Source organism: Laceyella sacchari (genome assembly GCF_024927925.1).
GTDB classification, from domain to species: Bacteria; Bacillota; Bacilli; order Thermoactinomycetales; family Thermoactinomycetaceae; genus Laceyella; species Laceyella sacchari.
In genome coordinates this window covers 1,675,560-1,695,003 of the sequence record NZ_CP103866.1, presented here as the reverse complement: position 1 = coordinate 1,695,003, position 19,444 = coordinate 1,675,560, and the positions used below count along the sequence as shown (strand labels likewise).

At 45.6% G+C, this 19,444-nt stretch carries 18 protein-coding genes and 1 pseudogene; 7 read left to right on the top strand and 12 right to left on the bottom strand.

Features of this window, described 5'->3' with window-relative positions; translation table 11 throughout:
• Positions 1–114 precede the first annotated feature (114 nt).
• A complete protein-coding gene (locus tag NYR52_RS08450) occupies positions 115–522 on the bottom strand; it encodes a VOC family protein (RefSeq protein WP_259435447.1) in 408 nt (135 codons plus the stop codon).
• 177 nt (positions 523–699) lie between these two features.
• Between NYR52_RS08450 and NYR52_RS08445 the strand changes: the two genes are divergently transcribed.
• On the top strand, positions 700–1,632 hold the full coding sequence (locus NYR52_RS08445) for a phosphotransferase family protein (RefSeq protein WP_259435446.1): 933 nt from the start codon (positions 700–702) through the stop codon (positions 1,630–1,632).
• A 4-nt stretch (positions 1,633–1,636) separates the two neighbouring features.
• Here the strand turns inward: NYR52_RS08445 and NYR52_RS08440 are convergent, their stop codons facing one another.
• On the bottom strand, positions 1,637–2,656 hold the full coding sequence (locus NYR52_RS08440; RefSeq protein ID WP_259435445.1) for a DUF2332 domain-containing protein: 1,020 nt from the start codon (positions 2,654–2,656) through the stop codon (positions 1,637–1,639).
• A 183-nt stretch (positions 2,657–2,839) separates the two neighbouring features.
• On the opposite strand from NYR52_RS08440, the gene NYR52_RS08435 reads away from it, so the two are divergent.
• Positions 2,840–3,265: an SRPBCC family protein gene (locus NYR52_RS08435; RefSeq protein WP_132220406.1), complete on the top strand. Its 426-nt coding sequence runs from the start codon at positions 2,840–2,842 to the stop codon at positions 3,263–3,265.
• Positions 3,266–3,352: 87 nt separating this feature from the next.
• Entirely contained in the window at positions 3,353–3,616 is a 264-nt protein-coding gene (locus NYR52_RS08430) for a YciI family protein (protein WP_132220404.1), read from the top strand.
• A 51-nt stretch (positions 3,617–3,667) separates the two neighbouring features.
• On the opposite strand, the gene NYR52_RS08425 is transcribed toward NYR52_RS08430, so the two are convergent.
• From NYR52_RS08425 to NYR52_RS08415, 3 genes are all read right to left on the bottom strand, one after another.
• Positions 3,668–4,936, bottom strand: a complete 1,269-nt coding sequence (locus tag NYR52_RS08425) for an MFS transporter (RefSeq protein WP_259435444.1) — start codon at positions 4,934–4,936, stop codon at positions 3,668–3,670.
• 627 nt (positions 4,937–5,563) lie between these two features.
• The gene (locus NYR52_RS08420) at positions 5,564–6,883 is read right to left on the bottom strand and encodes a VWA domain-containing protein (protein ID WP_132220400.1); all 1,320 of its coding nucleotides are present in this window, start codon (positions 6,881–6,883) and stop codon (positions 5,564–5,566) included.
• A gap of 37 nt (positions 6,884–6,920) precedes the next feature.
• A complete protein-coding gene (locus NYR52_RS08415) occupies positions 6,921–7,439 on the bottom strand; it encodes a hypothetical protein (RefSeq protein WP_132220398.1) in 519 nt (172 codons plus the stop codon).
• Positions 7,440–7,856: 417 nt separating this feature from the next.
• On the opposite strand from NYR52_RS08415, the gene NYR52_RS08410 reads away from it, so the two are divergent.
• Positions 7,857–8,711: a type II CAAX endopeptidase family protein gene (locus NYR52_RS08410; protein ID WP_132220397.1), complete on the top strand. Its 855-nt coding sequence runs from the start codon at positions 7,857–7,859 to the stop codon at positions 8,709–8,711.
• 226 nt (positions 8,712–8,937) lie between these two features.
• Positions 8,938–10,227 (top strand): nucleobase:cation symporter-2 family protein, encoded by a 1,290-nt coding sequence (locus tag NYR52_RS08405; RefSeq protein ID WP_132220395.1) that lies wholly within the window; start codon positions 8,938–8,940, stop codon positions 10,225–10,227.
• A 186-nt stretch (positions 10,228–10,413) separates the two neighbouring features.
• On the opposite strand, the gene NYR52_RS08400 is transcribed toward NYR52_RS08405, so the two are convergent.
• Positions 10,414–10,902: an NUDIX hydrolase gene (locus NYR52_RS08400; protein ID WP_158283247.1), complete on the bottom strand. Its 489-nt coding sequence runs from the start codon at positions 10,900–10,902 to the stop codon at positions 10,414–10,416.
• 295 nt (positions 10,903–11,197) lie between these two features.
• Here NYR52_RS08400 and NYR52_RS08395 point away from each other — a divergent pair, with 295 nt between their 5' ends.
• Together NYR52_RS08395 and NYR52_RS08390 are read left to right on the top strand one after the other, a co-directional pair.
• Entirely contained in the window at positions 11,198–11,707 is a 510-nt protein-coding gene (locus NYR52_RS08395) for a matrixin family metalloprotease (protein WP_132220391.1), read from the top strand.
• Between the two features lie 13 nt (positions 11,708–11,720).
• Positions 11,721–12,422: a hypothetical protein gene (locus tag NYR52_RS08390; protein ID WP_132220389.1), complete on the top strand. Its 702-nt coding sequence runs from the start codon at positions 11,721–11,723 to the stop codon at positions 12,420–12,422.
• A gap of 77 nt (positions 12,423–12,499) precedes the next feature.
• Here the strand turns inward: NYR52_RS08390 and NYR52_RS08385 are convergent.
• The 6 genes and pseudogenes from NYR52_RS08385 to NYR52_RS08360 all read right to left on the bottom strand — a co-directional run.
• A pseudogene (locus NYR52_RS08385) lies at positions 12,500–13,861 on the bottom strand (alpha-amylase family glycosyl hydrolase); the annotation flags it as partial.
• A gap of 303 nt (positions 13,862–14,164) precedes the next feature.
• The gene (locus NYR52_RS08380; protein WP_259435443.1) at positions 14,165–14,329 is read right to left on the bottom strand and encodes a hypothetical protein; all 165 of its coding nucleotides are present in this window, start codon (positions 14,327–14,329) and stop codon (positions 14,165–14,167) included.
• A gap of 278 nt (positions 14,330–14,607) precedes the next feature.
• Positions 14,608–16,398 (bottom strand): M3 family oligoendopeptidase, encoded by a 1,791-nt coding sequence (locus NYR52_RS08375; protein WP_259435442.1) that lies wholly within the window; start codon positions 16,396–16,398, stop codon positions 14,608–14,610.
• A gap of 479 nt (positions 16,399–16,877) precedes the next feature.
• Positions 16,878–17,786, bottom strand: a complete 909-nt coding sequence (locus tag NYR52_RS08370; RefSeq protein WP_259435441.1) for a GNAT family N-acetyltransferase — start codon at positions 17,784–17,786, stop codon at positions 16,878–16,880.
• A 177-nt stretch (positions 17,787–17,963) separates the two neighbouring features.
• A complete protein-coding gene (gene ablB, locus NYR52_RS08365) occupies positions 17,964–18,791 on the bottom strand; it encodes a putative beta-lysine N-acetyltransferase (protein WP_259436745.1) in 828 nt (275 codons plus the stop codon).
• A 100-nt stretch (positions 18,792–18,891) separates the two neighbouring features.
• On the bottom strand, positions 18,892–19,389 hold the full coding sequence (locus NYR52_RS08360) for an NUDIX hydrolase (RefSeq protein ID WP_246026855.1): 498 nt from the start codon (positions 19,387–19,389) through the stop codon (positions 18,892–18,894).
• Positions 19,390–19,444: the final 55 nt, after the last annotated feature.

Sequence of the window (19,444 nt, the reverse complement as noted above, 5' to 3'; positions counted from 1 at the left end):
CTAAAAGGGGAGATGGTTTTATTACCTTTGTATGATGAAATAACAGAATTTAACCGACACTTAAACAACCAGAAGTTCCTAGCCCTGTTGAGCTGGAACTTCTGGTGAACTTCATTACAATTGGCAGTTCAAATCCCAATTCACCCTATAACGATCAATTAACTTCCCGTACTTGGCTCCCCAGAATGTGTCTTGGAGAGGCATTAATACTTCCCCACCCTCAGATAATGCCCGAAACACTCTTTCAATCTCTTCCACTTGCGTAAACTTCAAAGCCAGGCTTACTTGATTCCCATAGACATGATGTTCAATCATATCTGAAAAAAAGATCTCTTGTTCCCCAAACGTCAGGTGGGCATGCAAGATTTTATCCTTGTGTTCCTCACTGACGGAAATGTCAGGCACATCGCTGAAGCGTTGCAACCGCTCGATTTTCCCATTGAACACGGTTTTGTAAAAATTCAGCGCCTCTTCACTATTGCCAGGTAGATATAAGTAAGGGCTTATTTTCACATTACTCATGGCTCCTGCATCCTTTCTGGGTCATCCTTCTATTGTTTTTCGCCTCCCTATGTTGCTCACTTTCGCAGAGATTCATCCCAATCCTTCACATCTGGGAAGGAATCAGTTAAACTATCCTCGAACAAAGCGTGAAACAAAAGAGAAAACGGCATTCCCCCAGAAAAGGAGCATCAATCCATGGTTCCAGTTACAACCAATGAACAATGGGAACAGTTGATTAAGCACATCGACCCTCATGGCAAATGGGTACGTGCATGGGAATTGAAAGGAGGCGTTTCGGCACAGGTGACAGCCCTTGAGATGGTGGGTACTGATGGTCAAAAGCGGAAAATCGTCGTCCGTCGCCACGGCGAGGCGGATTTAGCCCAAAATCCCCATGCGGCGCGAGATGAATTTCAACTCTTGCAAGTACTCCATGCCCTGGGACTGCCCGTACCGACCCCCTTGCACATCGAGGAATCCAGCATGTTTTTCCCAACCCCCTGCATTGCGATGGAATACGTTGAAGGGCGAACCGAGCTCTCCCCCGCTGATTTAACGAATTACCTCAATCAATTTACGGCCGCTCTCGCTCAAATCCATCGCGTTGATTATGCACGGCAGGGTATCACTTTTCTTCCTGATCAATCAGCGATATATCGGCAAACACTTTGCCGCCAACCATCCGAATCTAAAGTTGAACGGCTTATCTGGGATACGCTGACATCTAATTGGCCTTTACCCCAACAGAATGAGCCTGTCCTATTGCATGGAGATTTTTGGCCGGGCAATATATTATGGCATGATCAACAACTAGTGGCCGTCATCGACTGGGAAGATGCAGCGGTGGGAGATCCGTTGTCCGATGTTGCCAACAGTCGGCTGGAATTGTTTTGGGCGTTCGGGCACGATGCGATGAACCACTTCACTCAGCAATACCGAGCGCTGATGCCTGCTGTCGACTTTACCCTTCTTCCTTACTGGGATCTTTGCGCGGCACTGCGTCCGGTACTTAGCATGGCTCAGTGGGGATTGGATGCGCGGACGGAAGAATCCATGCGGGCCAAACTAACCAAATTTATCGAACTTGCTTATAACCAACTAGATAAAACCATAGGCGGAAGTATATGATTTATTACATCCAACGGACCCACCGGGCATGCCCATCGGTTTCAGCAATCATTACCGTGCGCCACTCACCATCGATGAAGCGATCCAAGTGCAGATAGCGATCCTGCAAATTGTTGTATAAGTGAAATACCTCTCTTGACTCGGCCAATGCAGTGACATGATGAATCAATTTCTGTTTGTCACTTTCCGACAATTGATTCGCCACATGTGTGTGAAAAATACAGATCACCGTTTCTTCGGGAATCTTTGACGCCAATTCCGGCAACAGAGCAACCCCATCCCCTTCGATCAGCTCCACTGACTCATTGAGGAAATGTTCAGCTGCTTTCTCAAAGAGTTGAACCCGATCTGTATGTTCCGGCCAGATTAAAGCTCTCATCCACAGTACATTTTCGCTGTCAGTCAACTCACTCACATGCAAGTCGACTCCGCACCGGGTGGCGACGGGAGGGCTGGTCGGCAACAAAAATGGCCGGTTTTCTCCCCTTATCTCTGTGCTGATCAGAACCGGCGATGAGGCGTCCCCATAAGTTTGTCCATCACCGTATGAATACGCGTACTTATCCCATAACAGCTGTAAACCCGCACTGGCTCCTATTTCAATCAAAGACAAAGGTTTTTCGGTCAAGTGATGGATCATACAGAAACTAGGGTACAAATAGGCACATCGCCTCACTTCATTCGTCTGAACCCGTTTTTCTTTGAGTATTGTGATAATTTCATCCTTGAACGTGAAGCAAAAGTCCCGAAAATGAGCAAATGCCTGGCTGGGATCTTTGGGCTCGGCCACCACACTGGGATAATATTGCGCCAATGGATGTTCCTTTCCTTGCAATAACAAAAAATGCACCGCTCCCAGAAACAGATTGGGCACAGGCTGTCCTGGCCGTACATGTGATGCGAGATCGAGCAGTTCTCCATCTTCTGCTGTCCTTAAGGCCAAATGCTCGTATAAATCACTCGACCCCCTGCATTCTCGGTTTGCGAAATTTAAAAAAATTGCAGACAAATTTCCCCTTCTCATTCCGTTGCCTCCTCTGGCTTTTATGCTTAGACATCTCCACTCACCTCCTATACCCTAAATAAATCTGACTGAAACACACCTGAGAAGGTCTAAGCATAACAGCTCAATCCCTGCAAACAATAATGAAAAATGTTGATATGGAAGCGTTCGGTCCACTATCAACACAGACTGGAGTGCATGTTGATGAGTGAAAATCCTTCAATTCAATTACCGGATATCCGGCACAATTTGGTGTTGAAGGCACCCATTCTGAAAGTGTGGGAAGCAGTCGCTACTTCAGAAGGCCTTGCCGCTTGGTTTATGCCCAACGATTTTCAACCAAAGCAAGGACATGCCTTCCACTTGAATGCCGGCGGCTTTGGCTTGTCTCCCTGCACAGTGACCGAAATCAACCCTCCTCATCACCTTTCTTTCCGATGGGGCAAAGATTGGACCATCACATTTGAATTACAAGAGTTAGATGACACCACTGCGTTTACTTTGATCCATTCCGGCTGGAAAACCGATACAACCACCGAGTTCGGTGAAAGCCATCAAGTGGTACGCAATCGCATGGATCAAGGTTGGGCGGGGTTGCTTCAATCACTCGCATCGCATGTTGAAAAATAAAACAGGCGCTCGGCGGTCTCCACATTTCATGCTACAATCAATACAGTCTTTGTTAAAAATCAGACACCAAAGGAGACTGAGTTTACAATGGCATATTACGCCGCAATCCTGCATATGGCAGACGCAGAAAAAAATCTGGCTTTCCGCCCACAGCACTTAGCTTATTTAGAAGAAATGGAACAACAAGGGAAAGTTTTCGCCAAAGGCCCCTTCGCTGATGGCTCCGGCGGCATGGTGATATACATTGCCGATTCGTTGGAGGAAGCAAGAAAATTGGCCGAACAAGACCCTTACGTCAAAGAAGGGGTTCGCCGATTGGAATTACATGAGTGGAAAATGGCGCTCGTGTAAAAAATAAAAAAGACCTTGGCTGATTGGGCCAAGGTCTTTTTCTTTATGTCATTATTGTTGCGCTTCCGTCGAGGATGACCCTTCAAACGTTTGATTTCCCGGCATCCGATACATGGGAAGGATAATCAGTGCACCCAAGAACATTACAAACGCTGAGATTTCAAACATCCACACAACAGATAACAGGTTTTTGAACGAACCGGCAACACTCATGGTCACCACCATGGCCCCCGTAAATAGCGGGCTTAAAATTCCGTTCACCCGACCCACAAACTCCGTTTCCGTATGTTGCAAAATCAGCGTATTGATCCCGATATGGATCATAGGCAGTACCAGACCTGCCAGGAATTCGATCAGAAGTGTCAGCCATAAGACAGTAGACAAACCACAAAGGGCAATCCCAACCACATTGAAGAAAACACCCATCATCAGCAGCCTTTGCGGTGGGACGTTTTTGGAGAAGGCCATAGCGATACCGCCACCCAAAATCATCCCCAACCCATTGGCCATCATCAGCCATTGCAATTGCTCTTTCGCCAGACCCAGGTGTTCGGTCACCAGAAAAATTCCCAATGGCTGAATCAAACCCAGTGCCAAACCTACCGTTAAAAAACATCCACCCAATAGGGTCAGCACCCGCTTGGACATGACATAGCGAATGCCATCCTTCATTTCCTGCCACACGGACGACGGCGCCTTATCTTCTTCCAACACCCGATCTTCGGGCAAAAACAACAGCACCAAGGCAGACAGCAAAAAGGCGATACCCATTATACCAATAGCCATTTCGATCCCGAAATGCTGATAGACGAACGTCCCGAGCACAGGCCCCAAAATCATAAACACGGCGAACATCGTTTGGTAAATCGACATCCCCATCTGAATTAACGCTTCCGGCACGTGCAACTTAAACAGCTTCATGCCTGAAGGCTGGGAAAACTGAGACAAGATCGCCGAAACCAATGTGGCGAAAAAGACAGCTTTCCAGGTGCCGAACATCAGTGTCAACAGAACGGCAAAAATGGATAAAGCGCTCAAAAAATCACACCAGATCATCGTCCTTTTGGGACGCCATCGGTCGGCAAAGGTTCCACCGATAAATGAAAAGATGAAAATCGGGGCGAATTCAGCGACTGAAATCATGGATATAGCGGTTGCATCTCCATTCGTTTTCTCCATGACAAACAACAAGATTGCAAAATTGCGTACCCAAATACCGATCTGCAAAAATAATCCCGATAAGAGGATGATTTGAACAAACCGATTTTTAAGCAAAGCGGATATCGTGGGCGTAGCACTCATCTTCTCTTGCGCTTGCATTCCTTTTCCCTGCCTTTCTATTAAAATAAATCACGCCTCCTTGCCCAAAACGCTGAAATACCTACAATGTCTCTAAATGCAAAAAGCCGTGAATGCAGTCTGCACCCACGGTTATAATCAGATCTATTGCCGAATTGAGAAAGGCAGATCTGACCTGTTGATTAACCTCTCTTTTGGGCACACTTTAACAAAGCATGGGAAAATGAACGAACCTTCGTCACCTTCCATACTTCGCCTGCTTGATGCACGGCAAGCAGGGGCTGCATTCAAATCATCTCTTTGCATGAAGAGAGCTTAGAATACAAACAAAGTGCCCATGTTTGAGATTAATACCACCTTTCTCCAATTGGTTACTCTTGGATCATATCATGGGGATAATCCTGCTGTCAAACCATCATTTTATTGTTTTTTTCATTTTGCAAAGTACGAGCATGGGCGCAGGTATCCATTTATTCATCTGATGGAGAATTTATCCATGCCAATTGATTTCAATGCGAAATTGTTAACTATTAAAAGGCGCTTGCTGAAAAGTGATGTGACTGTAGAAAAAAATGCTTTCCCCTCATATACCTATGAGATCGGGTTCAGGGGAAAGCATGATATTAACTTCAGTTGACTGTATATCTTTTAATAAAGCTTATCCTGTTCTTCGTTTGCTTTGTTCAACACCTCTTTTTGTATCTTATTGGCTTCCTCCAAAACCTTTTTCTGAAGTTCATTCGCTATATATAAGTTGTAGTCATGAATGTGGTTAGCGCGCTCTCGAAACTTTTGGTCAACATGATCATAGAGAAGTCGGAATTCAAACCCACGTTCTTTCTCCAAATACTCTTCCATATGATAGAAACGAATTGTTTCTCTCTCTGTTATTTTATACATCTCGGCAGACTTCTTTTCTAACTCTTTGTATTTTTTATTTGATACATCTGACGCCTTGTCATAATGCTCTCCAGCCCAGCGAGACCATGCATCATAAAGTCGACCCCGCTCTTTTGCAAAATAGTCTTCCAGATCCACTTTGGAATTTACCGAACTATACTTGCCACCACCAGCCCGAGCTGCCTCTTCAAGCGCTTTTTGTCCAGCATCATCAATATCAAAGCCGATAATATTTACTACAGCTTTAATATTGGATGTGTGGAGCTCCTTTGCCACTTGAACAGGATCCCCGCCGCAAGTTTCTATTCCATCGCTCACTACATAAATAATATTTTCGGCCTTGCTCTGGTTGGCCAGCTTTTGCTTGGCCAGTTTCATAGCTCCTGCCAACGGAGTATAACCGGTTGGTTGAAATTTGTTTAAAGCATTGTTGAATTTACTTTCATCGTAAGCTCCAAGCGGGTAAACCTCTTCAATACTATTGCAGGAAACGGCCTTATCTTTCTCGTTATTACTACCTTTGTGGCCATAGACAGTAAGTGAAACATTAGCTCCGTCGGGCATTTGTTTGGCGAATGATTCAACTGCTTGTTTCGCTAAATCCATCTTTTGACCACCGGATACTTTTGCAGCCATAGAGCCGCTTGAATCAACCAAAATTACAATATTCACTGGCTTTTCTTCAGGTAGTTTCAAGCTTTTCATTCCGCCGGGGCCTTTATCAACTTTGATGATAGATGTATCAAATTCTTGAAAATACTTAAAGTAAGGTGTGTAATCCTCCGCTGCCAGCTCATAAAACTTGTTAAGAATCGTCTTTCCATCAGCGTTCTTGGGGATTTTATCCAGTTCTTGTTTAACTTTGGCCCAATTATATTTCTCACCTGAATATTTACCGGCCGGAGGTAAGGGAACTCCCTTTAATTCTTCGGGAATCTTCACAGTTTCTTTGTCTTTGGATTCATTGTTCACTTGTTTTTTTTCAGTAGGTTGTGTGCTATTTGAATGGGAACAACCACTTATAAGAAGGCCCACAATTAGCAAGCAGAGAAATAGCTTATTACTCATAGTTCCCTCCAACTTTAAAGGCTTCTCCTAGGGCGTTTTATTTAATATCCACTTTTTGTCCATCCATGTCTTCAACAATGAACTTCTTTCCATCTAGTGCACCAGTTTCAACCGTGACATAATCCCGTGGTGGCAATTCCCTACCAATATCCTTTTCCCAAGAAACAATAATTTTAATTACATCATTCTCAATAACCTGAAGCTTTTTAATTGTAATCTGTTGATGTTTATATTTCTTGCTCGCTTGTACATAAAGCATATCTTCATGATCCCAATCCTGGTTGTCCAAACTGGAGGGATGCTTATCTTTGTTGTAGACCCAAATTCCTGCGGTGGGCTCAGGATCAGGCGCTCCCATTATCCAGTTGATACTTTTGAATTCAATCTCTTTATGAGCTTGATTAGGTTCTACAGCATCTGCTGTACTTGCTGTCTCTTCCGATTTTTGCTCTTCCTTTACTTGGCTCGTTTCTGCATTGTTCTCATTCTCTTTACTTCCGCATCCAGACAATAATGAAACAGTAAGTACAAGTATTAGAGTGAGAAAACGTTTCAAAAACAAAACCTCCTATTCAATGAATATGTAATTTTATAAGCAAATTCAATTTTAATCAAAACCCGTCAGTGCGTCCACAAATTTCCTATTAAACTCACAATTTATTCATTATTCCCATGATACGTAATCTAAATCAAATTCTTTAATCACTTCATTCAAACTCTTTTTCTCTTATATAGTTAAATCATTTTATTTTTCACGTTTTACTTCCCGTTATACTGTCAAACGAAACAGAAATCATCCCTTAGTCGTTATAAAGACAACCTTCAATATATTACATAAACAAATATTATTTTTTATATTTAGTATAATAAAAATAAAAAGTAAACTTATCACTATAGAGCAACAAAATCAATAGTCAACTTTAAAAATAAAGTAAAGTTGTCTCAACTAGACTGTCTGGGAGGAGGAATAACCGTGAATCGCTCCAATATGCGAATCAGCTTTGTTTATCTTTATATTGCGGTCGTTTTACTGGTTTCGTGGGCGATTGAAGGCATGTCTTATTATACGGGTGGGTACCAAAGCACCGTGGAAAATATCATTTACGTGATGATCACCCCCGCGGTGATCGCCCTCTGCTTTCAAATATGGGCGTATAAAAAATCCCTGTGGGGCGAGGTGTTGTCCATCGTTAAAAATTGCAATGCCAAAGCGATCTTGTTCGCAATTTTTTATCCCTTACTCTTTATTGGCGCTCTGTCCATTATTTCCTTATTTTGCGGAATCGGATCGGTGAGTCCGACCTCGTTTTCATCATTTATGCAATCCCTGTATATGTTCCCACTTTATTTTTTGTTGGATTTCCCTGTTTTCTGGGGAGAGGAATATGGTTGGAGAGGCTTCTTGTTAAAGCATTTCACCTCATCTATGGGAAAATTTAAAGCAACGATTCTTGTAGGGCTTGTATGGGCGCTTTATCACATTCCCCTGGTGTTCCTGCTCGCCAAATCCACCGGGATCGGCAATCCAATGGCGGTGAGCCTAGTGCAAGCTGTTACCGCGTTCTTCTTTTCATTCGCATTTTCACATGCTTATTACCTATCTGGGGCCTTGCTCCCTGTCGTGTTACTGCATTGGGTTTGGAATATGTTGAATCCAGCGTTTCTCGGCAACATTTATACCAATAAGCAAGGCATTATCACTGGAGATATTTTTTTCCAAAATGGAGAAGGAATCATGGGACTGGTTTTGTCATTACTCATGGCTATGGCCATTGGCTGGCATTTCATAAAGTCCGATAAAAGCAGCAGGGCATACCGCGACGCGTAATTTTTCCATTTCTTCGCCAAACAAAAACCTGGCGTCTCAATACGCCAGGTTTTATCCATATATTTCAATATATCAGGTACAAGCGCACTTCCCTGCCGGACATCCCTCCAGCCATTCTTCTGCCCAATCATTCAATCTTTCCAATATTTATTTCCTATCCACAAAAACTGAACGATATGCTATTATATAGACTATATTATTCGGAAATGATCAATGGAGGTTCCTCATGGGTAAATTAAATGGATGGAAGATTTCCTTTCTGGGATTTCAACACGTCTTAGCCATGTATGCCGGGGCGGTGGTTGTGCCCTTGATTGTTGGCGGGGCGCTAAAAATGAATCCCGAACAATTGGCTTATTTGATCTCGATCGATTTATTCACTTGCGGTATCGCCTCACTCTTGCAAGTGATTGGCGGCCGTTATTTCGGTGTCAAACTTCCCGTCATCTTGGGCTGCACCTTTACCGCCGTGCCGCCAATGATCACTATCGGGCAATTGGAAGGCTTGCCCGCCATTTATGGATCGATCATCGCGTCTGGCTTGATCGTTACCCTGATCGCGCAATTTTTTAATCATATTATGCGTTTGTTTCCTCCTGTGGTGATCGGATCAGTCATTACCACGATCGGTGTATCCCTGATTCCTGTCGCCATGAACAATATGGCCGGAGGGCAAGGCTCCCCCACTTTCGGGCAATGGGAAAACCTGTTCCTGGGACTGCTGACGCTTCTCTCCGTCATCTTGCTCAATCGGTTTGGCAAAGGATTCATTCAATCCATTTCCGTCCTGCTCGCCATGGTCATCGGTACGATTACCGCTTGGTTCATGGGTTTGGTGGACTTGAGCCATGTTGCGGACGCGAGCTGGTTCCGAATCGTGCAACCTTTTTATTTCGGTGTACCCGAATTCCATGTGTCTTCTATCATTACCATGTCTTTGGTCGCGATCGTCAGCATGATTGAATCGACTGGGGTTTTCATGGCCTTGGCCGACATATGTGACGAAAAATTGGAAGGAGAACGAGTGAAAAAAGGACTGCGCGCTGAAGGCTTGGCCATCATGATCGGTGGGCTGTTCAACTCGTTCCCTTATACCAGTTTTTCGCAAAACGTGGGGCTGGTAGCTCTGAGCAAAGTGAAATCGCGCGCCGTGGTCATCGCGGCCGGCATTATCCTCATCGTGTTGGGGTTATTGCCAAAAGTAGCAGCAGTAACCACTATCATCCCTAACGCTGTTCTCGGCGGAGCGATGATCCCCATGTTTGGTATGGTCATCGTTTCCGGCATTCGGGCTCTGGCTACCATCGACTTTAAACAAACCCAAAATCTTCTGATTGTGGCGTGTTCGGTTGGCATGGGATTGGGAACTTCCGTGGTTCCAGCCATCTTCAAAGATCTCCCTGACATGATCCGCGTTGTCGTCGAAAATGGCATTGTCTTGGGCAGCTTAACCGCCATCGTGTTGAACATCATCTTCAACAAACAGGCAAAACCCTCAGCCGCCGAAGTGGTATAAAATACTTACTCGCTAATAAAACAAAGCCTCTGCCTTGTGTTCTCTTGACACAAGACAGAGGCTTTGTTATGCCTACGCGCCAAATGCGACAACTTGGAAGGATTTACTTCGTTGAAGGATGAGCTATTATTTTTCTTCTGTTAAAGGTATGCATTGCAAACCAGTTTATAATAAAAGGTTGCCAGATCATTCAATCTGGATCGGGGTTGAAGGGATGTTCCCGTTCAAAATCGGCTCCAGCAATTCCCCCAACCGCCTTGGAAACACCAATTCCTCTGTCTGCTTCAATTCATCAACACTCCACCAATGATGGGTCAGGTAACCCAATTGCTCCTCCTCTGTCAAGTGATCCAGTCGAATTTGCGCTTCTTTTGCGTAAGCGAGGCGATAATGCTCAACAAATCGAGTGGGCACGCCCTTGAACTCCAAGTCTACTTCCCTGATCCAGATAAACGGCCCCCACTCCACATTTACCAAACCGGTTTCTTCCCACAATTCCCGTTCAGCGGCTGCGGCAAATGTCTCGCCTTCCTCCAATCCGCCCCCTACAGTAAACCAAACCGGTCTGCCATCCGGATTCTCTTCACTTTTGATAAGTCGGTCTTCCATTTTGAATAGCAACAAGCGATTCTGCTGATTCAACAGCACAATTCTGGCCGCCTCGCGTATAATCATGCGATTTTCACCCCTTATACCGAATTTATCCATAACAAACTATATCAATAAAAAATACAGCATAAACACCCCCTCCGCCTCATGAAAGCTCCCTCATACCAAAACAAAAAAACGGGACGATTATCTTTTTCCTATCGGCGAGAGATTCTACACATCATAGAAGTTCCATCTTTTATAACAATTACATTTAAAAATATGTAAATATTTAAAACCAAATCATAGACTTTAACTACCAATCTTCTATATTATTAATAATATACGCTTTCATAAGACCACGTGGAAGGGAGTCACGACCATGAATAAATTTTTGGGCATTCTCCTTGCGATTTGTACAGGCTTAACCACTGCCGCACTATATAGTTCACACGTGTTCGCATTTTCAGTCACCGGCAAAAAGCAGTGCACCAACCCTGTCTATTTCCGGTGGGGCGGCTCCATCTCTTACAATCATCAAACGGGTGCCACCCAAGCGATGAAAAACTGGGCCGCAGCCCAATCTTACCGGAACTTTGTCGGCAACAATAGCGCTAGCGGTGTAATCGATTCTTACCGCGAGGCTGATGGCTGGAATGGCTACACCGGCTATTCAGCAGGTGATGACAGTTGCATCGATTATTGGGTAACTAAGTTGAATCATGAATATACAACTACATACGAAAAGTCAGTCAAGATCGCTGGCCATGAGTTGGGACATGTATTGGGTCTGGATGACAACAACTATACTACCACACTGATGTACAAATACACTCCCAACGTTTCCGTCCCACAAGAAGACGATATCAAAGGCATCAACTATATCTACTGACGGAGGGGAAACCATGCGTAAAACCTGGCTGAATATAGCCGCATTCATATCTATCGCTGTTGCCGCTTTCTTCATCGGCATCCAATTCTTCGACACCGCTCCCCGAGTGATCCGCGTCGATGGCTCACTCCATGCAGCCTATAACCTGGAAGAAATGAAAAGCCAATCCGAGGTCATCGTGGTGGGGAAATTTGTGAAAATGGAACGCAAGATCAATTCTGCTCGTGATCTCAACAATCCCGGCTTGGCATCCAACACGGTCTATCATGAAGGGGAATTATATCAATTCAAAGCCGATCAAGTCATCAAAGGAGAAATTGGCAAAGAGCCCATCATCCGTGTTAACATACCCAAAACCAAGGAGCTTGCCAATCTGGACTCCCAAGATATATTGTCAGTGACCGATCCCAACTATATCAAACCAGAATTCGGGAAATCATATATGTTATTTTTAACACCGATTAAAAACACTGACTACTATGGAATCCCATTTTTCCCATACATCCTGGAGATTCACAACAACCAAACGGTCTCCCTCGTCAAGCCGCATCCCTCTCTGCTGAGCCAACGAAGCACGATTCAGTCCGCAGAGGAAGGAAAAAGCGAAGATGTCTTGGTTCATTTCGAAAACTTCGCCGCCTCCTATCCCGATCAAATCAGTGGCCGGAAGCTATCCGAGGTGCTCAGTGCACTGGGTGGATCACCATCAGAATAAATAAAAAAGCAAAGGGTTTTTTTTGAACCCTTTGCTTTTTTTGTCCATTTCTCTTTAAACACTGTCGGTATATCTCTTCATTTGGTAAATATCTTTACTTCTTTGGGGCCGAGTGTGGCAGTAATCGAACCATTGTTCACTGTTACTTTGTCCGTCCCCATCCGATTGTACAGGGTTTCGCCATTGGCAACTCGGTCGATGTTGGGCACTGTGCGCGTCTGGCTGTTCCAAGAATTATTGATCATCACCACCACCTCATCGCCGTTATACGAACGCTGAAAAGCATAAAATGTGTCATCCAACCACTTTTCAGCCTGTGTTCCTTTGCGCAAAGCAACATGAGTGTTACGAATGTAATTTAGCTTGGCGATATAACCGTAGAGCTCATGCTGGTCGTTAAACACCATATCTTCCCGGTTGTAAGGATCAGCGCCTCCGCTGAATCCTTGTTCCGTGCCTTGATACAGAATCGGGATCCCACGGGTAGTAAACATGAAGCCCAATGCTGCTTTTAATTGCGGCCACTTGTCCCAGGAAGCGCCAGGCTTGCCTGAAGCTTCATTCAAAAAGCGAGGCACATCATGATTGTCTATAAACAAGCCGTTAGTCATCGGATTTTTATATCGATAGTCTTGCGCGTAACGATCCGCAATCTGTCTCATTGACTGGTCTTGGCCAAACACATTTTTAATAGTGTAGTACATCGGGAAATCGAGCACCGCATCCAAATAATTGGTGTAATCGCCTACATATGCGGGGTCTCCATGAAACACTTCGCCAAGGGTAAAGGTATTGGCTGCCCCGTCAAATTCGCGCCAGAACCACTTTGGAACGTGTTTCACCGTATCAACACGCAACCCATCCACTCCGGTCGTTTGCACAAGCCATGCGATCCAATTCTTCAATTCCGCTGCCACTTCCGGATTGTCTTGGTCTAAATCATCCAAGCCGGCAATATCTCCATTCTCCACCCACCATTGATCGTTCCAGTCTTGAGTGTCGCCATAATGATGGTACCAATCTGCCTTGTCAAACGGAGCTTTGGCGAAGCTCGAAGGTTGGAAATCCCCTGTATGATTGGCGACTACATCCAGCATCACCGATATCCCTTTCGCATGCGCCGCCCGCACCAATTCTTGTAGCTTAGCCATGGAGCCCAGATGACCGTCTACGCTGTAAAAATCATAGGTCCAATAACCATGATATGCATTAGCGCTCTTTTGCATCGTGACCGGAGTAATCCAAATGGCCGTGAACCCCATATTCTTGATGTAGTCCAAGCGATTGATAATCCCTTGAAAATCCCCACCGTGATACTTGCGCGGATCGCTTTTGTCAGCGTTAAAACCGCCATAATTGTCATTGCTGGGGTCACCATTGTCAAACCGGTCAGTCATAATGAAATAGATGCTTTTCTCTTGCCAATCCGCAGGAGAAAGCGCCACAGCCGTGGGTGCAGTAGAAGCAAACATCAGCACAACCGACAATAAACACACCAACCCACTGAGCAAAGCTCCCTTTTTCATACCCCTCTCCCTTTCATTCCCAAATTTCGAAAACGCTTTCAAAGAATTGCATAAAAGTTGGCGCTCATCCCTTTATATACCTTGCGAAAACGTTTGCACAATTCACTATCAGTTTACCCCTCACCACAATCTAATTCAACAGTCGGTCAGATTTATTAAATTAATGAATAATCGCAGGGAAGAACTCCCTGCCACTTTACCCATCACACAACACCTTCATCCCTGTTGGAGGCCCCGGATAAAAGAGATGCTAAGCCCATCCGCCTCTTTGGCGCTCAAAATTACGTACTGGCCAGAGAGGGGAGGCACATCGATATAATCTCGAATACGCGATCCATAATATCCGGCCAAACACTTGGGTGTGGGTTGTTCGTAATTCATCCAGCAACACTCACACATCCCCAGTCGCCTTGGCAAATCCCACTCCTTCCATGAAGGCTCGATATGCTTACTCTTTCTTATTGATATGCATATAGGTGGCCCGACAACAAATCGAGGGCCACTACATCGTACTCTAATCGTGGCCAATTGAGACAAAACCCAAAATTTCATGCAACACGACCACTGCAACAACGGAACCATGGATATGACGTATCATTCATCTATCCCCCCAAATCCAAAAAGCCCGGGAGGGTTTAAACCCTCCCGGGCGATTACGCTCACGCTTCTGTCAATGCCAAAAACTCATCCACATCAGCCATCAACAAATCCATCGCATCCTGCCAGAAGTCCGGCTGCGTCAAGTCAACCCCGAGATGCCGCTTGCCCAGCTCCTCCACCGTCATGCTGGCTGTGTCACGAAGCAAATCGACATATTTGGTCGCAAAGCCTGCCCCTTCCTGCAACGCGCGGGCGTAAATACCGACACTGAACAAATACCCAAACGTGTATGGGAAATTGTAGAAAGGCATATCCGTTGCGTAAAAATGAAGTTTTGAAGCCCAAAAATGCGGGTGGTATTCAGCCAACATGTTAGCGAAGGCTTCTTTCTGCGCTTCCACCATCAATTCGCACAACTCATCGCGTGTAAGCGGGCCTTGTTTGCGCTTTTCATAAAAACGCGTTTCAAAGAGGAAGCGAGAATGGATATCCATCAAAAACGCAATCGTGGATTGGATTTTATCAGCTAAAAGTGCTATCTTCTCCTCTTTAGAAGAAGCTTGTTTGATCGCTGCATCAATTACGATCACTTCGGCAAACGTGGAGGCGGTTTCAGCGACATTCATAGCATATTGTTGTGCCAAGAAAGGCAAGTCTTTCATCACATACGTGTGGTAAGCGTGCCCCAACTCATGGGCCAATGTGGAGACGCAACTAGGCGTTCCGCTAAATGTCATGAAAATGCGTGATTCGCCGCTTATGGGGAAATCCGTCATAAACCCGCCAGGTCGTTTTCCGGGGCGATCCTCGGCTTCAATCCATCTTTTTTCAAACGCCATTCGCGCAAGCGAGGCCATATCAGGGCTGAATCGCTCAAATTGCTCAATGATAAACTTCGCCGCTTCATTATATGAAAGCGCTTGCTTATTTCCTGGCAACGGTGCTTGCACATCGTGCCAACTGAGCTGATCCACTCCCAGCATTTCCGCCTTGCGCTTCATATATGGAAGCAAACGATGTTTGTTTTTGGCGACCACATCCCACATCGTTTGCAGTGTCCGCTCCTCCATCCGGTTGAGATCAAGCGGCTCTTTCAGCACATTCTCCCATTGGCGGCGTTTATACAGATGCAAACGATAACCAGCCAGATGGTTGATGGTGACAGCACAAAGGTCCGCTTCGTTCCGCCAAGCCTCTTCCCACTTTTCAAACACCCTCTGGCGTACCTCCCGGTCGGGACTGGTCAGCTTGTTTGCCAACTGTCCAACGGATAGTAGCTTGGTCTCTCCGCCTTCTTCAAATGGCACTTGCATGCGTCCCACAATGGTGCCATACATTTCTGACCAAGCATGATACCCGTCCACACTCAAATCACCAGCCAACTCTTCCTGTTCTGGCGGCAGCTTTTCCAACGAGCGTTTACGCATTTCGTTCAGCGAGAAAGATACTTGGTTCAGCTCAGGAGATTTCATCAGTTGTTGCCAATCGGTTTCCGGCACTTGTGCCACTTTGCTTTCCAGAGCGATGATCACCGCTTCATAAGTTGCACCGATTTGCGTCAATTTGCCGGACAAAACCTTGGCTTTTTCATCTTTAACATCTTGCGCCTCGAGACAATCAAGAAACGATCGTGCTTCCACAAGGCCACTGCCCAATTCCTGCAACGGTTGAATAGCATCAATCCACGAAGCCAAAGAGGCGGTTGGTTCCAGCGTCTCTATGTATTTCTTTAATAAAGGGAGCTCATGCTCAAGCTTTTCCAGATGTTTCACCAAAGCGGAGGACTCGCTTCCACCACTGAAAATGCTATCTAAATCCCACGTCTGCGAATAAGTTGCTGACAATTGCATTCACCCTTGTTTTCAATATTTCCCCTTTGGGGATGCTTTCAAATAAATTGTATGCTGGAATGTTCAATCACTTCAAGCAAAATCACTTGGATGTGTTCATATTTCTTTATTATTTTGTTTGCTCAGCAAACTTGTTTGAGTATCATATTTGTTTACAATCTTTTAGTAAGAATAGAATGATATTCACTCTATTTTGATTTAATTGTATAACTATGAATTTGCCATTCTGTTCACTTGTGCATCGGCGCTCCTCAAGAAAAGAGGGTTCTAACACTTCTTCCCCACCAACTTGATTTGCCAGACACCCCCTCGTCGGGCGGTAATATGCGAATCAACCTGCTGGTATCACTTTCATTCACTTATTTTTTTACAAATCCAACCAATTTCGCGGTTCAACACGGCTTTATACCGTTACAAAAGTCTTCTTTTGTAACGTTGCATGAATTCGCCCCTCGTTCCCATCCTAAAATACCCCATAATTAGAAATTCCCCCCGGATACAGATCGCTTTTTAGCACCCAATTCATTCATCATCCATACCTGTTCAATCGTCGTCTTCATTCCCAAGCGATTAAAAATCTCCGCCCCCATGTGCTTAGCTGACGGCCAGTTTGCAACGATGCGTTCACACATATCCGTCGCGGGACCCCATGCTGCTTCCAACAGAGATAGAAAGCATGCCTGCTCATTGATTAGGCCGGGCGCGGTCTCGACTTGATAAAGGACCGTTTTGCATAACCGTCCTCGCTCATCAAATTCCCGCCGCCCCAGCGCGTACCCCAAGACACCTCCCCGGCCGTCAGCAAGCACCCATGCTTCTCCGTCCCGCAAACAAAACCACTGTCCCTGCCATGGCACTTCAGCAGAATAAAATGGTAACGTTGCTATCTGCCCTGGCACAATTCGCTCAATGCGATGCATAGACGGCTCCGCCTCAATCATTCGCAATGGCTCAGTCGACTGGTAATAAGACAAGCGATCGACAATCCGATAACCCAACCGTTCATAAAGGCGAATGGCCGCCTGATTTGCAGCGATCGCTTCTAGGGTGGCAAGCTCAACTCCTTCACGCTCATACAAAGCCAGCGTTTCTTCCATCAGCTTCCGCCCCACCCCTTTGCCACGCCAAGCGGGGACGACCGCCGTTCCCCCGTTCCAAGCCATTTTCTTGCCATTTACGGTACGGATACCAGAACATACCAATCCGACCAACTTCCCCTCAGCAACCGCCACCAGAGAATGGTCAGGTGAGAGCGATTCACGCGACCATTTTCTCACAAACGCCTCCATCGTCATCGACACATCCACAAAATAACCAGAAAACGCTTCGTTCCACAAAGCTAGCGACTCTTCCCATGTACACCGGCTGAGTGGTTGAATTTGTATCATCTGTTTTCTCTCCTTTTCTTGGCACTCATCTCTATCTTACGATAAATAAGTTTTATGCGGGATGGTATAGTCTGACCATATAAAAAGAAAGCCGACGGTTGCGAAGAGGCCAACGCCGCCTCCTTACAACCATCGGCATTCCTGTACGCCCGCATGAAGCAAGCCATCAATCAACAATTAATCCAATTTCTTTACCCAAATATTCATATCTTCAAAACGGCCCGCAATATGGCTGTTTTGAATAAGGCGCCCCTTATACTCAAACCCATGCCGCGATATCACAATATTCATCCCCACTGATACCGCACGTGTAAGAGAAAACAGGTTGGGCACGCCCCGCGCCCGCATTTGCTTTTCCAAATCAAAAATGATTGCGCTGAGTAACCCTTGGCCCCGATAGGCGGGATCGGTTGCGCAATCAGTGATTTCCGCGCAATTGTAACGGGTGAACACATCAGCTGAAGCAGCACTCACAATCTTGCCATGGTCGGTAACGACGGAGAAATAGACATCGTTGCGCATGCATTTTCTAATGAAGTCGGGATCATGCACAGGCGTCGGATAGGTTTCAAACACTTTGGCGTATAGCGCCGCCAGCTCCTCCGCATCCGCTTCTGTCGCCCGGCGCAGTCTGAAGGATGGTCCCAATTCCGGGGGTTCCGAGATCGTTTCTGTTTTCTCGGCAAGTTCGACGATCTCATCCTTCTTTTCCGCATCTTTTTCCACCGAGCGCCGGTCATCTATAAACCGCGATAAAATCACAGCCGGCTCCCCGTTGAAAAAGACACTGATCTCGCCTTCCTTCTCAAAACCCATCTCTTCAAACGCCTTAGTATCGTCGGGATCAGCATAAATCAACACTTTTCCGATATCTTTCTCCTCCGCCAACTCCTCCAAATGCTTCGCCAATGCTTCGATATCTTCGGATCTGTAGTGCAACAATTTCATCCGGCTGTTGCGTTCATCCATTTCAAGCACCGTACTCTTGCGCGAATAATCAACCATTGTCAAAAGATCAAACCTCCCCTTGGATACTCATTAATTAACGTACCCTAAACGAACAAAAAATAACATGTTTTTGCTCGCATATGAAAATGGGGACCTATCAGCCTTCATCATCAGATAGCTCAGCATGGTCAAATGCGATTAATTCCTCTCCGCGCCAATACAGTTGAAACAAATGTTGCTTTTCATCCGCCAACAAAATTGGCAGACACTTCACCACATTCACAGACATCCCCTTATTCTCAGGGTGCAAAATCCATGCGATCCGTTTCCAATCCAAGATCCCTTCATCCGTCTTCGTTGGAGTAGGGCATGTCTGATCAGCGGGAAGTTCCGCCCAGTACAAATACATCCCTCCTCGCTTTCCATCTTCCAATATCCAGATCAGCCGTCCGCGGCAGTCCATCTTTTTAAGGTGCAAACCTGCTTCTTCCTTCACTTCGCGCAACGCGCTTTCATGCGGTGTTTCGCCGGGTTCAATTTTCCCACCCAACCCATTCCACCGGCCCATCCATGCCGGTTTTTCACGATTCAATAGTAAAATTTCATCATTTTTCTTAATGAAGCACATCGTATAACGGCATTCCACGTCCAACACGCCACATCCCCCCATAAACAAATGATTTTAACCGTCACAGAAACTTCTACACTTC

Excerpts from the sequence above, each read along its gene's own strand:
- NYR52_RS08420 (WP_132220400.1), bottom strand. The coding sequence starts at position 6,883 with ATGAGTAATAAGCTATTTCTCTGCTTGCTAATTGTGGGCCTTCTTATA.
- NYR52_RS08440 (WP_259435445.1), bottom strand. The coding sequence starts at position 2,656 with ATGAGAAGGGGAAATTTGTCTGCAATTTTTTTAAATTTCGCAAACCGA.
- NYR52_RS08425 (WP_259435444.1), bottom strand. The coding sequence starts at position 4,936 with ATGCAAGCGCAAGAGAAGATGAGTGCTACGCCCACGATATCCGCTTTG.
- ablB (WP_259436745.1), bottom strand. The coding sequence starts at position 18,791 with ATGGTTGATTATTCGCGCAAGAGTACGGTGCTTGAAATGGATGAACGC.
- NYR52_RS08435 (WP_132220406.1), top strand. The coding sequence starts at position 2,840 with ATGAGTGAAAATCCTTCAATTCAATTACCGGATATCCGGCACAATTTG.
- NYR52_RS08380 (WP_259435443.1), bottom strand. The coding sequence starts at position 14,329 with ATGAATTACGAACAACCCACACCCAAGTGTTTGGCCGGATATTATGGA.
- NYR52_RS08400 (WP_158283247.1), bottom strand. The coding sequence starts at position 10,902 with ATGATTATACGCGAGGCGGCCAGAATTGTGCTGTTGAATCAGCAGAAT.
- NYR52_RS08390 (WP_132220389.1), top strand. The coding sequence starts at position 11,721 with ATGCGTAAAACCTGGCTGAATATAGCCGCATTCATATCTATCGCTGTT.
- NYR52_RS08395 (WP_132220391.1), top strand. The coding sequence starts at position 11,198 with ATGAATAAATTTTTGGGCATTCTCCTTGCGATTTGTACAGGCTTAACC.
- NYR52_RS08405 (WP_132220395.1), top strand. The coding sequence starts at position 8,938 with ATGGGTAAATTAAATGGATGGAAGATTTCCTTTCTGGGATTTCAACAC.
- NYR52_RS08430 (WP_132220404.1), top strand. The coding sequence starts at position 3,353 with ATGGCATATTACGCCGCAATCCTGCATATGGCAGACGCAGAAAAAAAT.
- NYR52_RS08370 (WP_259435441.1), bottom strand. The coding sequence starts at position 17,786 with ATGATACAAATTCAACCACTCAGCCGGTGTACATGGGAAGAGTCGCTA.
- NYR52_RS08445 (WP_259435446.1), top strand. The coding sequence starts at position 700 with ATGGTTCCAGTTACAACCAATGAACAATGGGAACAGTTGATTAAGCAC.
- NYR52_RS08450 (WP_259435447.1), bottom strand. The coding sequence starts at position 522 with ATGAGTAATGTGAAAATAAGCCCTTACTTATATCTACCTGGCAATAGT.
- NYR52_RS08375 (WP_259435442.1), bottom strand. The coding sequence starts at position 16,398 with ATGCAATTGTCAGCAACTTATTCGCAGACGTGGGATTTAGATAGCATT.